Source organism: Providencia sp. TYF-12 (assembly GCF_041344805.1).
Lineage (GTDB): Bacteria > Pseudomonadota > Gammaproteobacteria > Enterobacterales > Enterobacteriaceae > Providencia > Providencia huashanensis.
Window position 1 is genome coordinate 764,730 of record NZ_CP166833.1, and the last position, 19,952, is coordinate 784,681.

The following is a 19,952-nucleotide window of genomic DNA, read 5'->3' on the forward strand; positions in this document are numbered from 1 at the left end:
TTTGCAACAGTGCCTTCAAACCAGTGACAGCATTACTCATTCAATCTTGGAACTCATCAACAATATGTTGATTGATCTTCTGGCAACAATGGCCCGCCTAGACAATGAGAAACGTATAGAACGTATTAAGCAGGGCCTGGCACGTTCGGGTTACAAACCAACAGGCAAGAAGGCAAATGAGGCTAAACATAAACGAATAAAAGAATTGCTAGTAGTTGGCAATATGACTAAGGAAGAAATTGCCAAAGCAGTGAATTGTGGAGTTGCAACTGTCTATCGAGTTGCTAAAGTTATCTAAAAGAGGCTTATCTCAACGCGCCCCCAATGGGGCACCGCTGCATTCAGGTTACTTCACATAAGAAATTTTATGTTAAATGATTGTTAGAAATGCCCCTTGATCGAGGCATTTTCTATAAAGAATACTAAAAACTAATTAAAGCCAACCAAGTTTCAAAACAAGGCAGTTCTCAGCAATCATATTTTTAAATTATATAACTCCCAACTGAGCTTTTGCTCCAACGATAAGGCTTTCATTTTGAGTTTCTAAGGCAAATAAACCATACATCAAAGGAGAGGCCGCTGCTCTTTCTAAAGTCTGTTCATATAGTTTATTCCAAACTTTACCCCCTAGTTTTTCATACTCGATGATTAGAGTTTTGAGGCTTTCTTCTCCAAACAAAGTTACATGCCCAGCAAAATCAATCGCTGGGTCATCTATATGGGCTGTTGACCAATCAATAACGCCTGAAACAGCTCCATCCTTTGAAGCTAGTACATGCCCAGCATATAAATCGCCATGTATAAATTGGGTGAAATCTGCCCATAGAACATCATTATCCAACCATTTTCTGTAGCGGGTTTCCAATTGCTCACTTATACCAATTTCAGATTTTACTAACTGCAAATTGTTTGCTATTTCAGGTCTTAAATCTGAAGGTTTCATAATTTTCAAATCATTTTCCCGAACTTCTTTTTCAGGAATACTATGGATTTCAAATAAGGTTTTTGCCAAAGATGTTATGTATTTCGGGCTATCTTTGTCCATATTCCAAATTATTTCATAGGTTTCAGCATCCAAATTTAAAACAGGATTATCTTTAAGTATGGGATAAGCCACTAATTCTGTAGATGAAATTCTCCAATCAGGAACCTCTACAGAAAGATGTTTTTTTACCAATTCTAAAATGCGTTTTTCTTTCTTGATTTGTTCCCTCATGCCATCACGACGAGGAATACGCAGCAACCATTGTTGCCCCTTTGTATCAAGAGCAAAAACGACCTTAAAATCAATGCCCATTTCATTGAAATTCATTTTGTCCGTAAGCAACAAGCCGTGTGCTTCAGCAAGTGATTGAATATCTTGAATTGTCATTTTTAATTTCCTTTAAAGAGTTCAATAATTAATGTTCGGATTAGATTGGCTATCATTAACAATCTCTCTCAAAAGTCTTGATGATTTTGTGGTCTTTGATCTCGTAGATAATGTCAGCAATATTATCGACCAATTGCTTGTCATGAGATACGAAGATAATAGTTCCTGCATAGGACTTCATCATTGTTTCTAATGCGGCAATACTTTTTAGGTCAAGATAGTTTCCTGGTTCATCCATAAGCAAAATATTATATTTTCCTAAAAGCATTTTGGATAAAAGCAGTTTGATGATTTCACCTCCCGATAAGTCGGATAAGTTTTTTTGAATATCATTCGCTCCGATCCCCATTGAAGCCAATACTGCACGAATTTCCGCAACTGTGTACTCGCACTCTTCCTGCATAAAGGAGAGCACAGATTTATGCGTGTTAAATTTATATCCTGTTTGTGTAAAGTAGCCAATTTCAGCTTTTGGAGATATGGTTAATCCATCAGCACGTTCTGATATCATTTTTAACAAGGACGTTTTCCCTGTTCCATTCGATCCAGTTATAGCGACTTTAGCGCCAAGCGGTATTATAAAGTTAGCGTCATCAAAGATAGTACGGCTACCAAATTTTAAGCTCAGACCATCTGCCGTAATCGGGAACTTATTGTGCAGTTCTAGGGCTGAACTTTGACGAAAACGAATAGAACGCAAATGCTCTGGTGCTTGAATATCTTCTAATGCAGCCAAACGCTTTTCCATACTCTTAGCTGCCTGATACAGTTTTCTTTGCTTGGTGCCAGTCATTTTTGCATGCCCAAGTCGTCCAGCACTTTCGGTAGAGTTTTTGGATTTTTCTCCTTTTTTCTTATTGTCTAATCGATTAGCTTGCTGGCGTTTTTCTTGCACAGCAGATTCTAATCGCTCCCGTTCCTTCATCATCAGCTCATATTCTACGGCTTGGTGTTGTCGCTCTTCTTCTTTTTGACGCAAGTAATCCGAGTAACCACCCCAATATTCCGTAATTTTACCGTCTTTTAACTCCCATATCTTGTCTACAACCATATCAAGAAAATATCGGTCATGACTGATAACAAGTAATGCTCCATCAAATGCTTTAAGTTGACCAATAAGTAGATCTATTCCATTGAGATCAAGGTGGCTGGTTGGTTCATCCGCTAGAATGCCATGTACTTGTTGGGAAAATGCGGCAGCAATTTTTGCACGAGTTTCCTCTCCGCCACTCATTGTGTCGTTTTGTACATTGGAAACACCAAGGCGAGATAACATTGCCCGGTCTTCGACCGTTTCTATTTCGATTCCGCCCAGTTGGCTGATATGTGCAAAATCACCAAAACGCTGTAATGTCGCTTCGGCTAAAACAATTTCGCCATTAAGTACTTTGAGTAAACTACTCTTTCCTGCTCCGTTATCACCCACAAGACCAATACGGTCATAAGAGTGAATTTCCAATTCATCAATATCCAAAACATCACGCCCAGCATAATCCAAGCGTATGTTTCTCGCTTTAATAATTAAACTCATTTTTATTTACTCCTGTTTAGCTCTTGAAATTTTTTATGCAGCAAACAGGATTTAGGTGAAAACAAAAGCTAGCATCACAGTGTCCTCCCAAAAAAAAAGCTATTCATCCACAGGGTGGACAAATAGCTAGTCAATTAAGTTATAACTGGAAACTATGCACTAAAAGCATACTTATAAATTAAGCATACTTTTACTTTATATATCCGCATATATTCTTAAAGACACAACAAAAGCCCACCATTATAAAATAGTGTCACTATGCAAATAGTTGTGTCTTAACGAATGCGGATAGAATGCATAAACTTACCTAAAAAATAAAATTCAGTTTTATGATAACTTTACTGTTAAAAGAAGTCTAGACAACCTTGTTTTATGCTTGGATATAAGGCTTATTTTAGGCACTGTTGCAAAGTTAGCGATGAGGCAGCCTTTTGTCTTATTCAAAGGCCTTACATTTCAAAAACTCTGCTTACCAGGCGCATTTCGCCCAGGGGATCACCATAATAAAATGCTGAGGCCTGGCCTTTGCGTAGTGCACGCATCACCTCAATACCTTTGATGGTGGCGTAAGCCGTCTTCATGGATTTAAATCCCAGCGTGGCGCCGATTATCCGTTTCAGTTTGCCATGATCGCATTCAATCACGTTGTTCCGGTACTTAATCTGTCGGTGTTCAACGTCAGACGGGCACCGGCCTTCGCGTTTGAGCAGAGCAAGCGCGCGACCATAGGCGGGCGCTTTATCCGTGTTGATGAATCGCGGGATCTGCCACTTCTTCACGTTGTTGAGGATTTTACCCAGAAACCGGTATGCAGCTTTGCTGTTACGACGGGAGGAGAGATAAAAATCGACAGTGCGGCCCCGGCTGTCGACGGCCCGGTACAGATACGCCCAGCGGCCATTGACCTTCACGTAGGTTTCATCCATGTGCCACGGGCAAAGATCGGAAGGGTTACGCCAGTACCAGCGCAGCCGTTTTTCCATTTCAGGCGCATAACGCTGAACCCAGCGGTAAATCGTGGAGTGATCGACATTCACTCCGCGTTCAGCCAGCATCTCCTGCAGCTCACGGTAACTGATGCCGTATTTGCAGTACCAGCGTACGGCCCACAGAATGATGTCACGCTGAAAATGCCGGCCTTTGAATGGGTTCATGTGCAGCTCCATCAGCAAAAGGGGATGATAAGTTTATCACCACCGACTATTTGCAACAGTGCCCCAAAAGATGCCAATATTCTTTCGACTACCTCCCCTCAAAGCCATATCACGTACGTTAATCCTGACTTCATTAAAATCAGTGGTTTCACTGAGGAAGAACTATTAGGCCAGCCTCACAACATCGTAAGACACCCAGATATGCCGCCTGCTGCATTTGAGCATATGTGGAGTACATTAAAATCTGGCCGCTCATGGATGGGGCTAGTAAAAAATCGCTGTAAAAATGGCGACCACTATTGGGTAAGTGCTTATGTAACGCCAATAGCTAAGAATGGTTCGATTGTTGAATACCAGTCTGTAAGGACCAAGCCTGAACCTGAGCAGGTTTTGGCTGCGGAAAAATTATATGCTCAATTGAGAAGCGGGAAGGCCGCGAGGCCGAAATTGGCTGCTAGCTTTTCCGTGAAAATACTCTTGCTCATATGGGGTAGTATTATATCAAGCGCAATGGCTGCCGGCATGCTTACTGATACATCAATAAGCAGCTTATTGTTAGCCACTTTAATGTCAGGAAGCTTAAGCTCTGTTAGTGTTTTGGCTATTCTCTCTCCTCTTGGAAGACTGGTTGAAAGAGCCAGGAATATTTCCAATAACCCATTAAGTCAATCCCTCTACACTGGGCGCACCGATGAGTTTGGCCAAATAGAGTTTGCTTTACGAATGATGCAAGCTGAAACAGGCGCCATAGTAGGTCGCATAGGTGATGCATCAAATCGGCTTAGCGAACACACCCGAGGCCTACTAAAGGATATTGAGTCAAGCAATGTACTTACAGTTGAGCAGCAGGCAGAGACAGATCAAATAGCAACGGCAGTAAACCAAATGGTGGCAAGCATTCAAGAGGTTGCGAGCAATGCACAGCATGCTGCAGATGCGGCCGGAAGAGCAGACACTGAGACGGCATCTGGCCAGCGTCTGGTAGCCCACACAAGCCAGTCAATCACTGCCCTTGAAGGTGAAATTAGGCAAGCCACTCAGGTTATTCATGAGCTTGAAGGTCAAAGTAACGAGATATCAAAAGTTCTTGACGTTATACGAGGGATCGCCGAGCAAACGAATTTGTTGGCACTCAACGCAGCAATTGAGGCCGCGCGTGCTGGTGAGCAGGGGCGTGGTTTTGCTGTTGTCGCCGATGAGGTTCGCAGTCTTGCTGCTCGCACACAGCAATCGACAACGGATATTCAAAGCATGATCAGCGCTCTACAAGAGCGAGCGCAATCCGCTGTTACAGTCATGGAGCAAAGTAGTCGGCAAGCGCACACGAGTGTAGCTCACGCAGAGGAAGCAGCTACAGCTCTTGATGGAATTGGCCAACGCGTTAACGAAATTACCGACATGAACGCGCAAATAGCGACTGCGGTCGAGCAGCAGGGAGCAGTAAGTGAAGACATAAACCGCAGTATTATCAATATACGCGATGCTGCTGATACCAATGTACAGACCGGGCAGAATAATTTGCAAAGTGCGAAATCTGTCGCTCAGTTAACTAGCGCTCTGAGCGAACTGGCAAAACAGTTTTGGGAAAAACGAGGATAACGCTTTTCAGTATCTCGACAGGGATAACTTACTTTACCATCGGTTATCCCTTTTAGCCGCACAAATTTTAGCCATGGCTTTTCAGGAAGTCAGGGCTATCAGAATGGCCTTAGAAAGCCTAGTCAAAGAGCTGTCACGAGAACACCGTTAGCTTAGCGTACGATTTTTTCCGAATTCTGCGGTTCCCCCTCTAACAGAGGGGCTATATAAGCAGCTAGTGCTGTTAATTGAGATAGGGAGTCTTTGGGGTAGTCTGAAAGCAGCTCAGTATGACCCAAAGCCCAAAATTGATGTCGGTGATCATCTACAGCTCTATCAAAGAAGACTAAAGCACCGTGTTTTGGACAATATGGCAAAGCGGGCAAATACCAATCTCGTTGCCAAAAGGCTTCCCCATACCTATTTAGCTGAAGAGCAACGCAATCAGGGCAGTATCTAAAGCGGTTATCGCTCTTAACTCTAGAAGCAGCGACTCCTAGCATTAAATGCACCGCACCTTGCGCTTTGTACTCCATTAACCGAATAGCTTCGTCTCGGCGCTCCTTGCCTACAAACGGAGCATATAAAGGGAATAAGGTATGCTCATAAATAAGCTGCTGAACAGCGTAACGTCCTGTTTGATGTAGATGTCTTGCTATCACACCTAAATGCGAGGGCAGACCTAAGGTAGCGACCACCTTGCGGTTGCCATACACCTCATCCAACAGCTGCTTAGGACTAACAATCCCTTGATAAACGCCTGCCCGTGCAATAGTGCTATAAATCAGCTCATTCGAGTACGGAACAGGAAAGTTTCTCATGGCTAACCTGCTTGTTTAAATAAGCTCGCCATATCCACTATTACCCCTTTCCCTTTTAACCGTTCATGCATGGTTTTTTCAGGTTGGCGTTGTGAATAGATATAACGTAAATCCGTATCAGGCAAGCTATCCCAGTCGCTGGGCTTGACTACCTTTATAGCCGAAACCTTTTTACTCTTGGAGGGCTTTTCTAGTTCTGACACTACCGTTTCGCCTTCCATCAACCACTGCAAAACAAGAGGCAGTAACTTTTGTCTTGTCATCGTTGGATTCTGGCTAAACGCTTTTTTAATAGTGGGAATTAACAGGCTTGAATCGTAATCCTCTTTCAGCATCAGATATAAATGACGCTGATCTTCGGTATCTAACTCTTGAAGGGCTTTTTCTTCTGGTGTTTGTTCTTGTATCGCTGCGATATCTAGCTGAAGTTGGATTAACCGTTTATCAATCTCGGGAACGACTAGATCAGAATAACGAGCAATGCGTTCTGGGATACCCGAGCGTAATGCCTCTAGCATGGGGTGCACAGGCTTTAACTCATCTTGATACACTTGCCGCAATAAACCAGCGGTAATACGCTCATTGCCTAAAGCTAGCGCACGGAGCTGAGCGAGTACAAAAAGTTTTACTACAATGTCCATCACTCCTTGGCTTAGCTCATACCACACATCACGGACCTCATCCGATAACAGCGCATCTTTGCGTTGTAAAAGCTGTAATTGCCAAAGATTATCCGTAAAAGCGATCCACTCTTGATTGGGCTTTCCACGTTGCGTTTGTTGTATAGGATCCCAGAATATAGCTCCAAACCCTGCCCCTCTACGTGCAGACCGCAAATCAGCCTCAAAAATCTCTCGTGCTTTAGGGGTACCAATCAACATCACTGGTACGCCAATAATATTCACCATCGTCACAAAAAAGTTCAGCATCTCTTGAGATCCACCCGAACGAGAGCGGCTTAAATGCTGAATTTCATCAATAACCAACAACCCTAAAGCATGTGCATTGGCTATTTGCGACATCAAAGCCAACATGGTTTCTATACCATGACGTTTTAAGCCATAACGACGCTCATAGTTCGAGCCCAAGGCTCGATCCAACGCTCTGAAAAAATTCAAGCAGATTTCTTTTAGCGAACCATTATGCGAGCAGTCTATTTTCAAATACACCACCTGCTCTACATTGAGTTCACGATGGTAAATCACCTGAGGATACGTGGCTAGAATACGATGAAGAGAGGTCGTCTTCCCACTACCAGAACAACCAATTAACAATAAGCTTTGTGCCGTAGATCGTGCCTCCTCAAAGCGAAATGTCTCCAACTCTCCCGTTTGAACACGCTCATAACCATTTTGTAAATGCTTTTGTAAATCTCCTGTTTTAGGATTTCTGCCTACGTAGCCACCTCGAATCATGACCGAAATACGCTCACTTAGTAGCAAATGCGTACCTAATGGCTGAAAATAGTCATCTGGAATACGACAAATGGTATGAGCTCTGATAACACGGGACTTTTGCAAGTCAGAGGAAGTAAGCTGTAAAGAGGATTTCAGTGATGCAGCACTATTCACTGACTCTTGTAATGGTGGTAAGGCCTCGATAAAAGGATTATCACGATAAGCCTCTACCCCCGTATCACGATAAACTGCTTGAATCCGGGTAGCACTCATGACTCATCCTTTTCTGGTGGATCCTGAAATAATTCAGGCACGTATGTGGGTAGGCTGTAATCTTCTTGATCATCCGCTTCCACTGCGTTGAAAGGAATAACTTTAGCCTCATCACCTGAAGAGCTTGGCTTCAAATGCTCCGCACGTTTTTTACGCTCCGAGGTCACGGCTTCTTTTTTATTAGTTTTAATCTGCTTAATGCGTGTTGATTTGGGCTCAGTAGTACTGGGCGTTAACTTATTCGCTTTCTGAATGGTTTGCTGAATAAACGCCTCAAGCTCCCTGCGTTTAGTTAACTCATCCTGCTTCGCATTGGCTTTATTGTGTTTTTCTTGTGCTTGTATATCCCAAACCTCCCAAAATGAGAGACCTTTAAACTGCCGACTACGTTCCGTCAGATTACAGCGCCAAAATACACGGCTGCCAACTTGCGGAAACAAATAAATCGTATCAACCAGCACTGGGTCATAAGCCGCTTCTAAATGTTGAGGTCTAGCTATATCAGTGCTCCGCTGCAACCAACCCTCACGCAGAATCTCTGACCCCGAGTAATACAAACCCCACAAATTAACGCCAAATGAAGAAATAGAGACCTTTCGGCGAGGCAGTAACGCTACTCGCAACTGCTCTTGCTCCACAGCCCTTAAACTACCTGTACGATGCTGCATACCCCATTGCCATAGCTGGACAGGAATAGACGGTAAATCTGTAGGAAAATCAGCATCTCGATCGTATTTATCCATCACCAGATGGTTATTTCTGAATAAGATCGTACGCAAAATAATTTGTGTGAACTCAAATACCGACAGAGATGCATCTAACCTATAGTCTGTTTCACCATGGCTTTTGATCCGACTGCCCTCTACAATGCCAGGTGCAAAGGACTTAAACTCGGCTTGTAGTGTTCTAAAAGTGCTTTCCACTATGCCTTTAGCATCGCCACGTCTAGGTGGAGCACTTTCCACTCGCACATTAAAACTAGAAACTAAGGCTTCGACCTGATGACTCATTAATTCGCCACGGTCCGCTAGCAACACATCTGGCAAACCTACACACGGCCAGTCTGAGCTACTAATCTCAATATCATGCTGGGCACAAATGGCCGTTTTGTCAGAGCAAGCATTTACAAAAGCCTGCATCGCCACCACATAAGACGGATTTTCAAAGCCGATATAAAAGCCCGTGATCATCCGACTAAACACATCAATCACAATGTAAAGCGTTGGTCTTCCTATGATTTTTTGGCGATCATGATGATCCACTAAATAAATATCAGCAATCGTGGCATCAATCTCATAACGACTCCCAGGGCCTAACGCCTGAGAAGTGGCTGTACTACTTAAGGGTCGTACGTCTTTTTTATATACCCCTGCTTTAACTCTAGACTTTAAGCGCTGAGCTTTAGGGTATTCTCGATCATAAAAATAACGAAACTGACGTAGTGTTGGGTAATCCTCTTGGGGAATGCGAGGAAAATACTGAGCAAACAAGTCCACAAATCGTCTATAGGCAACGGTGGTCTTTGTACCTTTTTGATTTAACAGGTGCTTTTCTATGGTCAACCTAAAAAGGCGTTCAATCTCGGGCGTTACCTTGGTTCCTTCACCCTTACCATATTCTCTGGCTCGGCCAATCTTTGCTGTTCCTGTCGCTGAACGTCTTTCCCCTGGTGCACCGCTGTTTTTGTAGTCAGGAATTAATGCATTAGGCGTTTGACCACGCTGCCAGTAACGGCGTAACAACTTATAAACTGTAGCCTTAGTAACCTTATGTTCTTGGACCACATGCTCAACGAGTTCGCTTCTGACTTTAGGGTCGAAACGATCCTTACTATTAATAATAGGAAGAATTTTTCGATAATCCTCCTCGCGCTTCTGGAAGCTGACAGAATCTACAGACGGCTCTTCTAAATCAAGATGTACATAAGGGTCATCAGTTCTAACTAAGCGGCCTTCATCTAAATACTGCATTAGCAACAACTCAGCCCTAGCTTGTGGAACTCCTTTATCAGCGCTTATTTGCATCCAGACAACTTGGCCATCCTCTATAGCCAAAATGCGATACGGATCATTATCAAATAGCACAACCTCATTAATTTGCCACATAGCGCAACTCCTCCATATTCACTACTTGGCTAATACAGAGATCTGCACACTTATTTGCCCTGAAAGACTTATAAATATTGAACTTAATAAAACCATTTGCGGTTAAGGCTCGTATCTCACTCAATGTTTTGCCTAACTCCAAATCATAAGCAATATCAACCTGCTTACAGACATTGATAATGTTTTCATCTCCTTTTTCTTGCAGGATATGGGCCAATGGGGATAGTTGTGCTAAAAGCTCCGCAGAAACTTCTTCTGTTTTCACTGAATAAAGCCATTCAATATTTTCTTTTACTACGGGATTTATTTCTTTATCAGTAAAAATGAACCAAGGAATTTGCTTTTGCTGCCAATAGCGACGCTCTAGTTCTAGTTTTTCTAAGGTACGCTCGTCTTGTAAGGCTGCTGCAGGTTTGACTTGAATAGCAAACTGCTCAAAAGGACCATCTTTGCAGTCCACTAAAAAATCAGTAGACATAACCTGATCTACACCACGAATAACAGGATGCTTAATACCACTATCTATTGCAATCTGCCTGGTATCACTAGGTAATAAGGGGAACTGCTCGCGTATATCTAGCACGCTGCTCTCCCACTCAAGACTGAGAAAAACAGCAAGCTCTAAGTCAGATAGCAAATGATGGACTCGTCCCGTCTTATGAGAATAAATACGGTGGGAACGACCTGAAGAAGGAACTTCTTGTACTGTTAGCCATGGAATATAGTCTTTACCATGCCCTTGGCCACGCCCCTCTTTAATACGACGGGCAATTTGCACTTCAGAAAATGAAGAGTTTGCTTTAGCCATAACAAAAGTCCAGTATGCTTTTTCACAGCATAACTGGACTGATTTCAGTTTACAACTATTCTGTCTAGTTTAAGACTTTATTGTCATAGTTTAGATCTATTTTGTTCAGTTTAAGACTTTATTGTCCGCCCACATTTGACGAATTTGCCCAATCGTTTTTTGGGCAATTTGCGTCATTTCCTCAGCACGTTCTGGAGAGGTGGTGAAATTCAAGCGAGCAAGGTAATAAGGCTGTGGTTTTTTCGCTAACATTTGTGAAAAACCGAGCGCATAGATACCACTGGCTTTTTCTCTTAACTCACCACGTAAACGCTGACTAACAATCGTATCAATCAGTTGTATTGCAAGTTGGTCTTGCTGTGACCACATCGCAGGTGAGGCGAATTGAATGCTGACCATGCTTTTATCACTACTACTGATGGGATAAGTTTTATTAAAACTGGCCATTTTTGGCATGATGCCTTGGTCACGAGATTTTAGTTTTTGGTCGCTCGCAGGGAGAGACGCTAACCACTTTTCTAATATTGGTTTGAGGTCACGACTGTTTATGGCCCCTGAGATAACCAACGTCATATCTGCTGTAGAGGTCACTAGTTGGCGGTTGGTTTTTTGTAACTGTTGCGCCGTAAATTGTTGCCAGCTTCCTTGTGGTTTGATGACTAATAGTTCGCCGTGGTGATAGCTTTCTTGATTAATATTATCGAGGAAAGTACGTTCTACGGGGGTTTTGGATAGGTTCAATGTTAAGGATTGTTTTTGTTGTTCTAATTTCTCACCGCTAAATTGCGGTGCGGTTAATTTTAAATGCAACAATTGCAATGCGGTTTCTAAGTTATCAGCTGGCGCTTTACCACGAAAACCGTGAGTCAGTAATTCACTATAAGGGCGCAGAGAAATTTGGTTTTGTTTAGCAAATAAAGCCAAATCACGAGCACTGTAGTTACCGTAGCCACTGCTTTCTGGCAGCTTCAACGCCCAATCAGTTAACCCCGAAGTTTGAGCCGTTTCTAAAGAACGCCCTCCCGGAAGCTGCAAATTAAACTGAATATCATCTTTCAGGTTTTTATCTGCCTTAACAATTACCTGAATGCCATTGCTTAATGTCCAATGTTCTGTTTTTTCAACGGGCAGCTTAGATTGCTCAACAATATCACCTTTGGGAACTTGAGGTAGCTGTAATTGAATCGCTTTGGAGCGCAACGTAAATGGTCCTGGTGTGCTTTGGCGTATTTTAACCCATTGCTGATTAAATGCCGATTTGTCCATTGTCGTGGCATCAGTATCGGGGCCAATTAATGCTAAACGCGGGGAGGCAGTTTGTAGGAACTTAGCGACATGTTGTTGTAAGTCCTGCGGTTTGACAGATTTTATCAACTGGTAGCTGTTATCTAACTGCTGGCGTTTATTCCACATTGGCATGTCGTATTCAAGTGCCGTTGTCAGTTGCCCTGCTATATATTCATTGCTATAACGTTGCTCTGAAGCCGCTTGCAGGCTGAATTTTTTCAGCATGGCTTGTTTGGCCGTTTCCAGTTCTTCAGGAGTTACAGGCTCTGTGGCTAAGCGCTGCAATTCAGTGAATAACAGTTGGGTTGCCCCGATGTAATCGTTACCCTTTGGATGAATAATCATCAACTGTTGAAGGCGTCGGTTATCCAGCATCGACCCTTGCTCATTGATACTAATGGAGGGCAAGATGCCATTATCGACTATGACGGAAAAGCGTTGATTTAAAATGGCTAACCAGAGGTTATCTAGTAAATCTTCGGATTGTCCTAAGCGCGTATTTAGCGGTGCGCTGACATCCTTTTGTAACGCAAATTGCACATAACGCGCCCCTTGCTCTTTATCAAACACTCCTTGCACTAACATATTGGTTGAATGGGCGAATTGTTTCCATTGTGGGTTATCTTCTGCCACTTTTTCGGGTTTAGGGAGTGCAAATAAATTATCAACCTGATTGCGTATTGATGAACTATTAAAATCACCAATAATTAATAGCGACATTCGTTGAGGTTGATACCATGTTTGATAATAGTTTTTCGCTTGCTCAATCGGTGCATTGCGTACGATATCTAATGAACCAATGGGGTTGCGTTCAGCGTAACGGCTACCGTGGTAACGTAATTTTTCTAAACTATCGTTGATGCGATAGCCCATTCCTTGACGTAAACGCCATTCTTCGATAATCACTGGACGTTCTTTTTCAAAAGCATCTTGGTCAAATGTCATATTTGACGCCCAATCTGCCATTACTTGTAAGCCAATGGCAACTTGTGCTGTCGAGGCTTCTGGTAGTGATAATTTATATAGCGTGGAATTTAAACTGGTGATCGCATTAACATGACTACCAAGTTTTAACCCTTGGTGCTCAAGCTGCTTGAAACCGGTCGTGCCCGGGAAGTGTTTGGTGCCTTTAAAGGCCATATGTTCAGTAAAGTGCGCAAGGCCAAGCTGCTGTTCATTTTCTTGTAATGAGCCACTGCCGACTAATAAACGCAGCTCAACGCCCGGTTGATTACGTTGTAGAAGGTAAACTTGCAGTCCATTCTCAAGCTGATAGTGCTGAAGGTCATTGCGCACTGGTAAGCGGTTGTTTGAAGTTGGGTTGGTGGATACACAACCGATAACCGTTAGGCTGGCTATTATGGTGAGGGCTATTTTATGAAGCATATTCAGGTGTTCCTGTATTCAAAAGGTCTTTACTCACAGGTTCGGTGAGATGCAGTTGTTGTTCTGCAAACTGAGCAACAAAGCTTTGATGGCTTACTAAGACAATGGCACTGTCATGCAACTCTGCTTTTAATAGGGCGATTAGCTCTAAAGCACTGTTGTCATCAAGGGCCGAGGTTGTTTCATCTAATAAAAGTAGTTTTGGTCGGTTGAGCAATAAACGCGCAAACATAATCCGCTGTTGTTCCCCACCAGATAAACGGTTATTCCAATCGGTTTCGAGTGCTAGTTGATGATGCAGTTTTTCTAAGCCAACTAAAGTTAACGCATATTGAAAATCTTGCTGACTGAATTGAGATGTCGTTTTAGGGTAAGCCAGTAGGTTATCCAAACGACTTATGGGCAGATAAAGGCGCTGTGGAACCCACATAACTTGCTCTGTTCGGGTAATGGTACCGTTAAAAAATGGCCAATGTCCGCTAAGTGTACGTAATAAAGTCGATTTACCAATACCGGAACGGCCACTAATCAAGGTTAATTCGCCTTGCTTGGCAGTTATATTCACAGAATTAATTAAGCAGCGGTTGTCTGCGGTAGAAACTGATAATTTAGCCTGCAGTGGTGGCGATTTTTCGTCGAGAGTCACTATAGCCTTGTTATCGTTTTCCAATAAAACAACAAAATTATATAAACGGGAGACCGTTGCCTGCCATGCTGCGATTTCTTTATAGGCAAAAATAAACCAACCGAGTGAAGTGGCAACACTGGTAAACGCTTGGCGTAGCTGCATTAAGCCACCCAACATAATTTCACCCGCAAGGAATTTAGGAAGAGCGAGTAATACAGGTGCTAAAGCGGTGACTTGTTGGTAACCAACAGTGTAGAAAGATAAGTTTCGTTCGCAGCGGATCAGGCGGTTCCAGTTACTAATAATTTCACCAAAGCGCCCCATCAGTTCTTTTCTATCTTGGGTCTCACCACGTTGCCCTGCGATGGCATCGCCATGTTGGCGACAATTAATTAATGCACTACGGTAATCGGCTTCACGGCGTTGTTTATCCATATGTAAACGGCGTAGTGGAAAACCAATCCATTGAGTAAGCGCGATACCAATTAGGGTATAAATAATACATGCCCAGAACATATAGCCGGGTAGGGTCCAGTCGCTATCGGCAAAATTAAACGATAGGCTGCCAGACAATGTCCAAAGAATCGCAGCAAATGAAATCAGCGTTAACATTGAGTGGAGGAATGTCACTACTAAATTTAATGTCGATTCAATCAGTAAACGAATATCTTCGGCGATACGTTGGTCTGGGTTATCGGGCTCTTGGGATGTTAGTCTTAGTAGGTAGTGTTTACTGTTCGGTGACAACCAACGGCTAAGTATTTGCTCGGTCATGCCTTTGCGCCAACGGATAATTAACATTTGCTTTAGGTAGTTACCCATCACGACGACAAAAATTAGTCCACTGACTAAGATCACGAAGTATTGCAATAAACCATACAGCGCTTGGCCGTCGAGTTTTTGTAGGGCGTTATAAAAGTCCCCATTCCACATATTCATTTTGACGTTGAACCAAACTGAGGACAGTGTGAGCCCAAGTGAGGCAAACAGGAGTATCCAGCACAAAAGGGCAGCACGCTGCCCCCAAAAAGGTTTAACTAAATAGAAAAATTGTTTCAGTGTCTTCATGACGTTTTATTCATTTGTTGTTTTAATTTAATGATTAATATTGTGTTAATTGCTCACATTGCAGCTATGACTTAAAAATCATAATTCACTTGTAACCAGAATTGACGACCCGGCTCATAGGCTTTAATGACACGGTTATCGTATGTAAAGCGATCTGATATATTTCTATTATTCAATACGTTGTTGACTTCAACTGAAACGCCAAAACCGTAAGCGAAGTCAGGTTTCCAGCCTAGACGAGTATCCCATGTGTATTTACTTGCGAAGTGTTGTTTGGTGTATTTACGAACTTGACCATATTCAGGGTCAAAATCGTACGCATTGTCATAGCGAACGGCTTGAGAGCGAGATCCCCACCATTGCAGCCGGTTGTACCAAGTGACGTCGTAGTCATCCCAAACACTGGTCATCTCTAGATTAAGTTTAATTGGTGAGTTAAAACTGGTAGACGGTAATTTTGATGCATCGATAATTTTGCCGTTGTAAGAGACTTTATCGAGGTTAACGCGATTGCTAGGGTCATATGAGCTGTAACCCGCATCTTTTGGCGTATTACTTTCTGTTTGCTGCCATGTGAAAGACGCTGTCATAACATGAGACGCATCAGCCCATTCCCAAGGTTGGCTATTATTAACGGAAAGGGTTACGGTGTCGTGTGAGCTGCGACCGCCATTATCAAAAGTACGGATACTGCGTGTATTTGGATCTCGGGGATTGTCATACTTGGTACGGTTTCTGACTTCATCATAACCTTCACGATGCACATATTGTAAACGCCATGTGGTGGATAAAATATCTTGTTGTAATGCAAGAGTAAGTTCATCGTTATACGGTGTTTTTAATGACTCCAGCCCCTCATAATCTTTTTGGTTATCCCAATCATTTTTGTTTGGATTTAGAGAACAAGCCATTGATTCGCTATATGCCATACAGTTTTGCATACCGTCATTCTGTGCACCATATAGCGCATAAGTCAGCATTGAGCGGCCATAATAACGGTTAGCCCCCGCAATAATTTGGGTTTTGCCATCCCCAAAGACATCGTAGATCCCACTTAAACGAGGAGCAATATTGGTACGGTTTACAAAATCATCACGATCGAGACGAACTCCAGGACGTAGCGTTAATTTGCCATATTGAATACTGTCATCAAGAAAAATGGCATAGTTGGTATAATCTGCAGAATATGAGCCTTGGCGGAAACGCGTTATGTTGCTAAGGTACCCTGAGTACATGTTGTCTAGCCCAATCTCTCCGGTATAGGTATAACGGAAATAATCACGATCTCGGACATAAGTCCCTTTGGTATAATTCGCCTCAGCCCCTAAAGTGGAAGTATGAGTTAAACCTAAAGCATCTTCTTTAGGATCAAAGCGCATCACGGTTTTTAAGCCGTGAGTTTTTTGTTTTGATTCCAAGTCTCCTAAACCGCCACTGTTTTGTTCAACCATGTTCCAGTTGTCATCGAATGCACGTATTGTTAGAGAGTATTTTTGATCATTTTTACGATCATCTTTCAGGTCTTGTGTACTTGCGGTAACTTCAAGCTGGCCGAGGTCAAATTTTTGTTTGTACACAGCAGTGAAGCCAAGCCCATCATGGGTTGAGTCATATCCTGAATTGGCAATCGTTGATGAAAAGAGGCGGCTATCGTAATTAGCATAATTGGCAGACAAATCTAATGAACTCTTCTCTGATAAATCTATCGAATATTTTAAAAAGTAGTTATCAGAGATACGGCGCTGGTTTTTTTTACCGTAAAAACCGTCAAAAGGTACGATTTGGTTATTTTCAAGCACATAAGCTTCACCACCAACGACAGTCATTGGAATAGTAGAACTACGGCGAGAGGCAGAAAATACGATACCTGAATTATCGGTTACACCCGCTTCAAACCAGCCACCAAAGTCACTTTTATCATAGCGATTTTGGAAACGAGCAGGATTGGATGTGTCATTTTTTGATGTATCAATACCTTGAGTGGAATCGTGGAAAAGGTTGTTCCAACCGGAGCGGGTTAAGCGATAATACGCGTGAGCGCTATTTTCCCCTTGCCAGCGGCGGCTATTTACTTCTACCGTTCCCCCCGTAAATCCACCAAATTCGACAGGAATGTTATTGTCATACACCGTCATACTGTCGATAAGACGGCTATCGATGTAGATCCCTTGGTCGCTACTGCTCAAACGGGTTGAGGTTTCACCAAGACCATTGTCCGCGGGGTCAAAATCGTTGTTAAAGCTTACTCCATCAAGGCGATAGGCGTTTTGGTAGCTGCTTGAGCCGTGGATTGAGATACGGGAAGGTTTGATTTCCCCTTGGTTCATTGAATTACTGTCATTGTTGGCAAATTGCACTGCTGGATTAGTCTTCATTAAATCGGTGATATTGCCATCGCCCGTATTTTTTTGGCTAATTTCTTCAGAAGTCACATATTGCGGTGCTGACATAACATCGGTCGCAGGGTGGTTTTGTATCACACCAGACACTTGGGTTTCCGGTAAAACCAATGTGCCTTGGTTTAAATTCTGCTGGTGGATAACAAAAACACCATTTTCATTGACAAGTTCTAAGCCGCTACCGATAAGTATTTTTTGTAATGCGGTTTGTGCGGAGTAGTCGCCCGATAATGCAGGTGCTCGTAGGCCATTAAGTTGGCTCTTATCATATAGCAACTGGATTTGCCCTTGGCGGCTAATTTCAGCAACAGACTTAGCAAGGGGTTGCTCTGGCAAAGAGAAGGTAAGTTCTTGCGCAGAAGCTGATTGACAAACAATGGCACTACTCACTGCGACAGCAAGAGCGAGCGGCCTTAATCGGCTTTGAGTAAACTGAATTGACATAGATATCCCTTATTCTTAAGCTGCACAAAAAGTGTGCGAAAAATGCGTCATTAAAAGAATGACTACTTAAGAAGAGGGTGAAATGAGAATTATCCTCACCTGCAAATGAAAATATTTTTCATTTATTTTTTTTATTCTGAATAATCAATATGTTATTTTTATCTTGATACACGACTTGTACGGGTAATAATGATGGGAGAGCTTGAAAGAACTGTTCAGGGTGGCGCAAATTAATACGACCAGAGATTTTACTCTTGGCTAAACTTGCTGGCGAAAGCTCGACATGGGCTGACGAATAGCCACTTAATTCATCAAGTACCTCAGATAGCGGTTTATCGACAAATACCAATTCACCAAAACGCCAGCGGGCAACTTCTAACGCGTCAATATGTTGGCGCGTAATTTGGCTATTTGGCGTAGGGCTAACGGCGCTATCCCCCGCCAGTAAAAAAATAGGCTGGCCATTGTCAGTATTTTCAAAGCTGACAATGCCTTGGCTAACATTCACTGAAACTTGCTGTGCGACTTTATTGACTTCAAATTCAGTGCCAACGACTTGAATGCGTCTTTTATCCGCTTGGATAATGAATGGGCGGTAAGGGTTTGATTTTACTTTAAAATAAACGTTTCCCTTTTCAAGTAAAATATTACGGACTGGGGTTTCGTAGGCCACATGAATACGGGTATTACGGTTAAGAAATAACTGGGAGCCATCTGGTAATGTGACTTCTTTAGGGGAGTCTGTAGCGACTAAAGTCATGTTATTAAGTAACATTGAAGGCAGGTGGCTGTAGGGTAAGAATAGAACAGCAGCAATAAAAAAAGCCGCTAAGGTATTCCCCAAAGGGCGCCAAAGGCGAAAAAAGGGGCGTTTTTTCTCTGTAAATTCGACACTGGCAGGGCGGGGGAGCATGTCAAACTCCCGCCAAACAGCGGCAATCGCATCATAAGCTTTGGCATGTTCAGACGAAGCCGCGAGCCATTGCTTAAATTGCTCGGTTTCAAGTGCGCTGATGCGTTGGCTGTGTATGCGAGTAAACCACAGCGCCGCTTCCTCATCAATACGGTTTGCATCATCTGATGTTTGCAAAGAATTATGTGTCATTACGGGTTATTGCCCTGATTATCAAGGTGTTTTTTACAATGAACTAGTGCTGCCGCAATATGTTTTTCCACCATACTGATTGAAATTTCCATTCGCTCAGCAATCTCACTTTGAGATAACCCATCAAAACGATAAAGTAAAAAAGCTTCTCGTCGGCGAGGGGGTAATGTTTCGAGAGCGTCACTTAACAGCTGGATACGTTGCTGATGTTCCAGAATTTCACTGGGATCAGCTTGCCTTTGTTCAAGATTGAATTCATGTATGACTTCATCAATGGGGGTTTCTGATGTCGTTTGACGTTGGTTGCGTCGCCAGTGATCAATTAAAACATGATTAGCAATTTTAAATAGGTAAGCTCGGCTCTCTTTTACTGGTGTTTTTTCTTTGCGATTAAGCCATAGTGTAAACACATCCTGTGATAAATCATCAGCATCATTGCTGTTATCTAGCCGATTGCGGAAAAAGCGCACAAGCTGGCTATATGTTGACTGATATGCTCCGCTAATTTTGCGGGCAAGGGATTTATCAATAGTCATTTTGCTGGTGTTAATATCATAAAATGCACAAACAAGGAGTGGGGACCGATGAATTGTGCT

At 42.8% G+C, this 19,952-nt stretch carries 12 protein-coding genes and 2 pseudogenes; 2 read left to right on the plus strand and 12 right to left on the minus strand.

Annotated elements, in window-relative coordinates; all coding sequences use genetic code 11:
* Positions 1 to 7 precede the first annotated feature (7 nt).
* A pseudogene (locus ABE954_RS03360) lies at positions 8 to 298 on the plus strand (helix-turn-helix domain-containing protein); the annotation flags it as partial.
* 189 nt (positions 299 to 487) lie between these two features.
* Here ABE954_RS03360 and ABE954_RS03365 read toward each other — a convergent pair.
* The 3 genes from ABE954_RS03365 to ABE954_RS03375 all read right to left on the minus strand — a co-directional run bounded on the left by ABE954_RS03365 (position 488) and on the right by ABE954_RS03375 (position 4,057).
* A complete protein-coding gene (locus tag ABE954_RS03365) occupies positions 488 to 1,372 on the minus strand; it encodes an Mph(E) family macrolide 2'-phosphotransferase (RefSeq protein ID WP_000155092.1) in 885 nt (294 codons plus the stop codon).
* Between the two features lie 55 nt (positions 1,373 to 1,427).
* Entirely contained in the window at positions 1,428 to 2,903 is a 1,476-nt protein-coding gene (gene msr(E), locus ABE954_RS03370; RefSeq protein ID WP_000052512.1) for an ABC-F type ribosomal protection protein Msr(E), read from the minus strand.
* A gap of 449 nt (positions 2,904 to 3,352) precedes the next feature.
* The gene (locus ABE954_RS03375) at positions 3,353 to 4,057 is read right to left on the minus strand and encodes an IS6-like element IS26 family transposase (RefSeq protein WP_001067855.1); all 705 of its coding nucleotides are present in this window, start codon (positions 4,055 to 4,057) and stop codon (positions 3,353 to 3,355) included.
* 24 nt (positions 4,058 to 4,081) lie between these two features.
* Here ABE954_RS03375 and ABE954_RS03380 point away from each other — a divergent pair, with 24 nt between their 5' ends.
* Positions 4,082 to 5,656 (plus strand): PAS domain-containing methyl-accepting chemotaxis protein, encoded by a 1,575-nt coding sequence (locus tag ABE954_RS03380; RefSeq protein WP_071538080.1) that lies wholly within the window; start codon positions 4,082 to 4,084, stop codon positions 5,654 to 5,656.
* A gap of 188 nt (positions 5,657 to 5,844) precedes the next feature.
* Here the strand turns inward: ABE954_RS03380 and ABE954_RS03385 are convergent.
* The 9 genes and pseudogenes from ABE954_RS03385 to ABE954_RS03425 all read right to left on the minus strand — a co-directional run.
* Positions 5,845 to 6,456, minus strand: a pseudogene (locus ABE954_RS03385) (TniQ family protein); the annotation flags it as partial.
* Between the two features lie 2 nt (positions 6,457 to 6,458).
* Positions 6,459 to 8,126, minus strand: coding sequence for an AAA family ATPase (locus ABE954_RS03390; protein ID WP_001276994.1), 1,668 nt, complete (start codon positions 8,124 to 8,126; stop codon positions 6,459 to 6,461).
* Positions 8,123 to 10,231, minus strand: coding sequence for a DDE-type integrase/transposase/recombinase (locus ABE954_RS03395; RefSeq protein WP_000267723.1), 2,109 nt, complete (start codon positions 10,229 to 10,231; stop codon positions 8,123 to 8,125). Before ABE954_RS03395 ends, ABE954_RS03390 begins: the two co-directional genes overlap by 4 nt.
* Positions 10,218 to 11,039 (minus strand): TnsA endonuclease N-terminal domain-containing protein, encoded by an 822-nt coding sequence (locus ABE954_RS03400; protein WP_001029679.1) that lies wholly within the window; start codon positions 11,037 to 11,039, stop codon positions 10,218 to 10,220. The genes ABE954_RS03395 and ABE954_RS03400 overlap by 14 nt, the downstream gene beginning before the upstream one ends.
* Positions 11,040 to 11,144: 105 nt before the next feature.
* On the minus strand, positions 11,145 to 13,712 hold the full coding sequence (locus ABE954_RS03405; RefSeq protein WP_371025726.1) for a M16 family metallopeptidase: 2,568 nt from the start codon (positions 13,710 to 13,712) through the stop codon (positions 11,145 to 11,147).
* The gene (locus tag ABE954_RS03410) at positions 13,702 to 15,408 is read right to left on the minus strand and encodes an ABC transporter ATP-binding protein/permease (protein WP_206227083.1); all 1,707 of its coding nucleotides are present in this window, start codon (positions 15,406 to 15,408) and stop codon (positions 13,702 to 13,704) included. Before ABE954_RS03410 ends, ABE954_RS03405 begins: the two co-directional genes overlap by 11 nt.
* 71 nt (positions 15,409 to 15,479) lie before the next feature.
* On the minus strand, positions 15,480 to 18,251 hold the full coding sequence (locus tag ABE954_RS03415) for a secretin and TonB N-terminal domain-containing protein (protein ID WP_206227084.1): 2,772 nt from the start codon (positions 18,249 to 18,251) through the stop codon (positions 15,480 to 15,482).
* 118 nt (positions 18,252 to 18,369) lie between these two features.
* The gene (locus ABE954_RS03420) at positions 18,370 to 19,356 is read right to left on the minus strand and encodes a FecR domain-containing protein (RefSeq protein WP_371025727.1); all 987 of its coding nucleotides are present in this window, start codon (positions 19,354 to 19,356) and stop codon (positions 18,370 to 18,372) included.
* Positions 19,356 to 19,892 (minus strand): RNA polymerase sigma factor, encoded by a 537-nt coding sequence (locus ABE954_RS03425; RefSeq protein WP_048608459.1) that lies wholly within the window; start codon positions 19,890 to 19,892, stop codon positions 19,356 to 19,358. Before ABE954_RS03425 ends, ABE954_RS03420 begins: the two co-directional genes overlap by 1 nt.
* Positions 19,893 to 19,952: the final 60 nt, after the last annotated feature.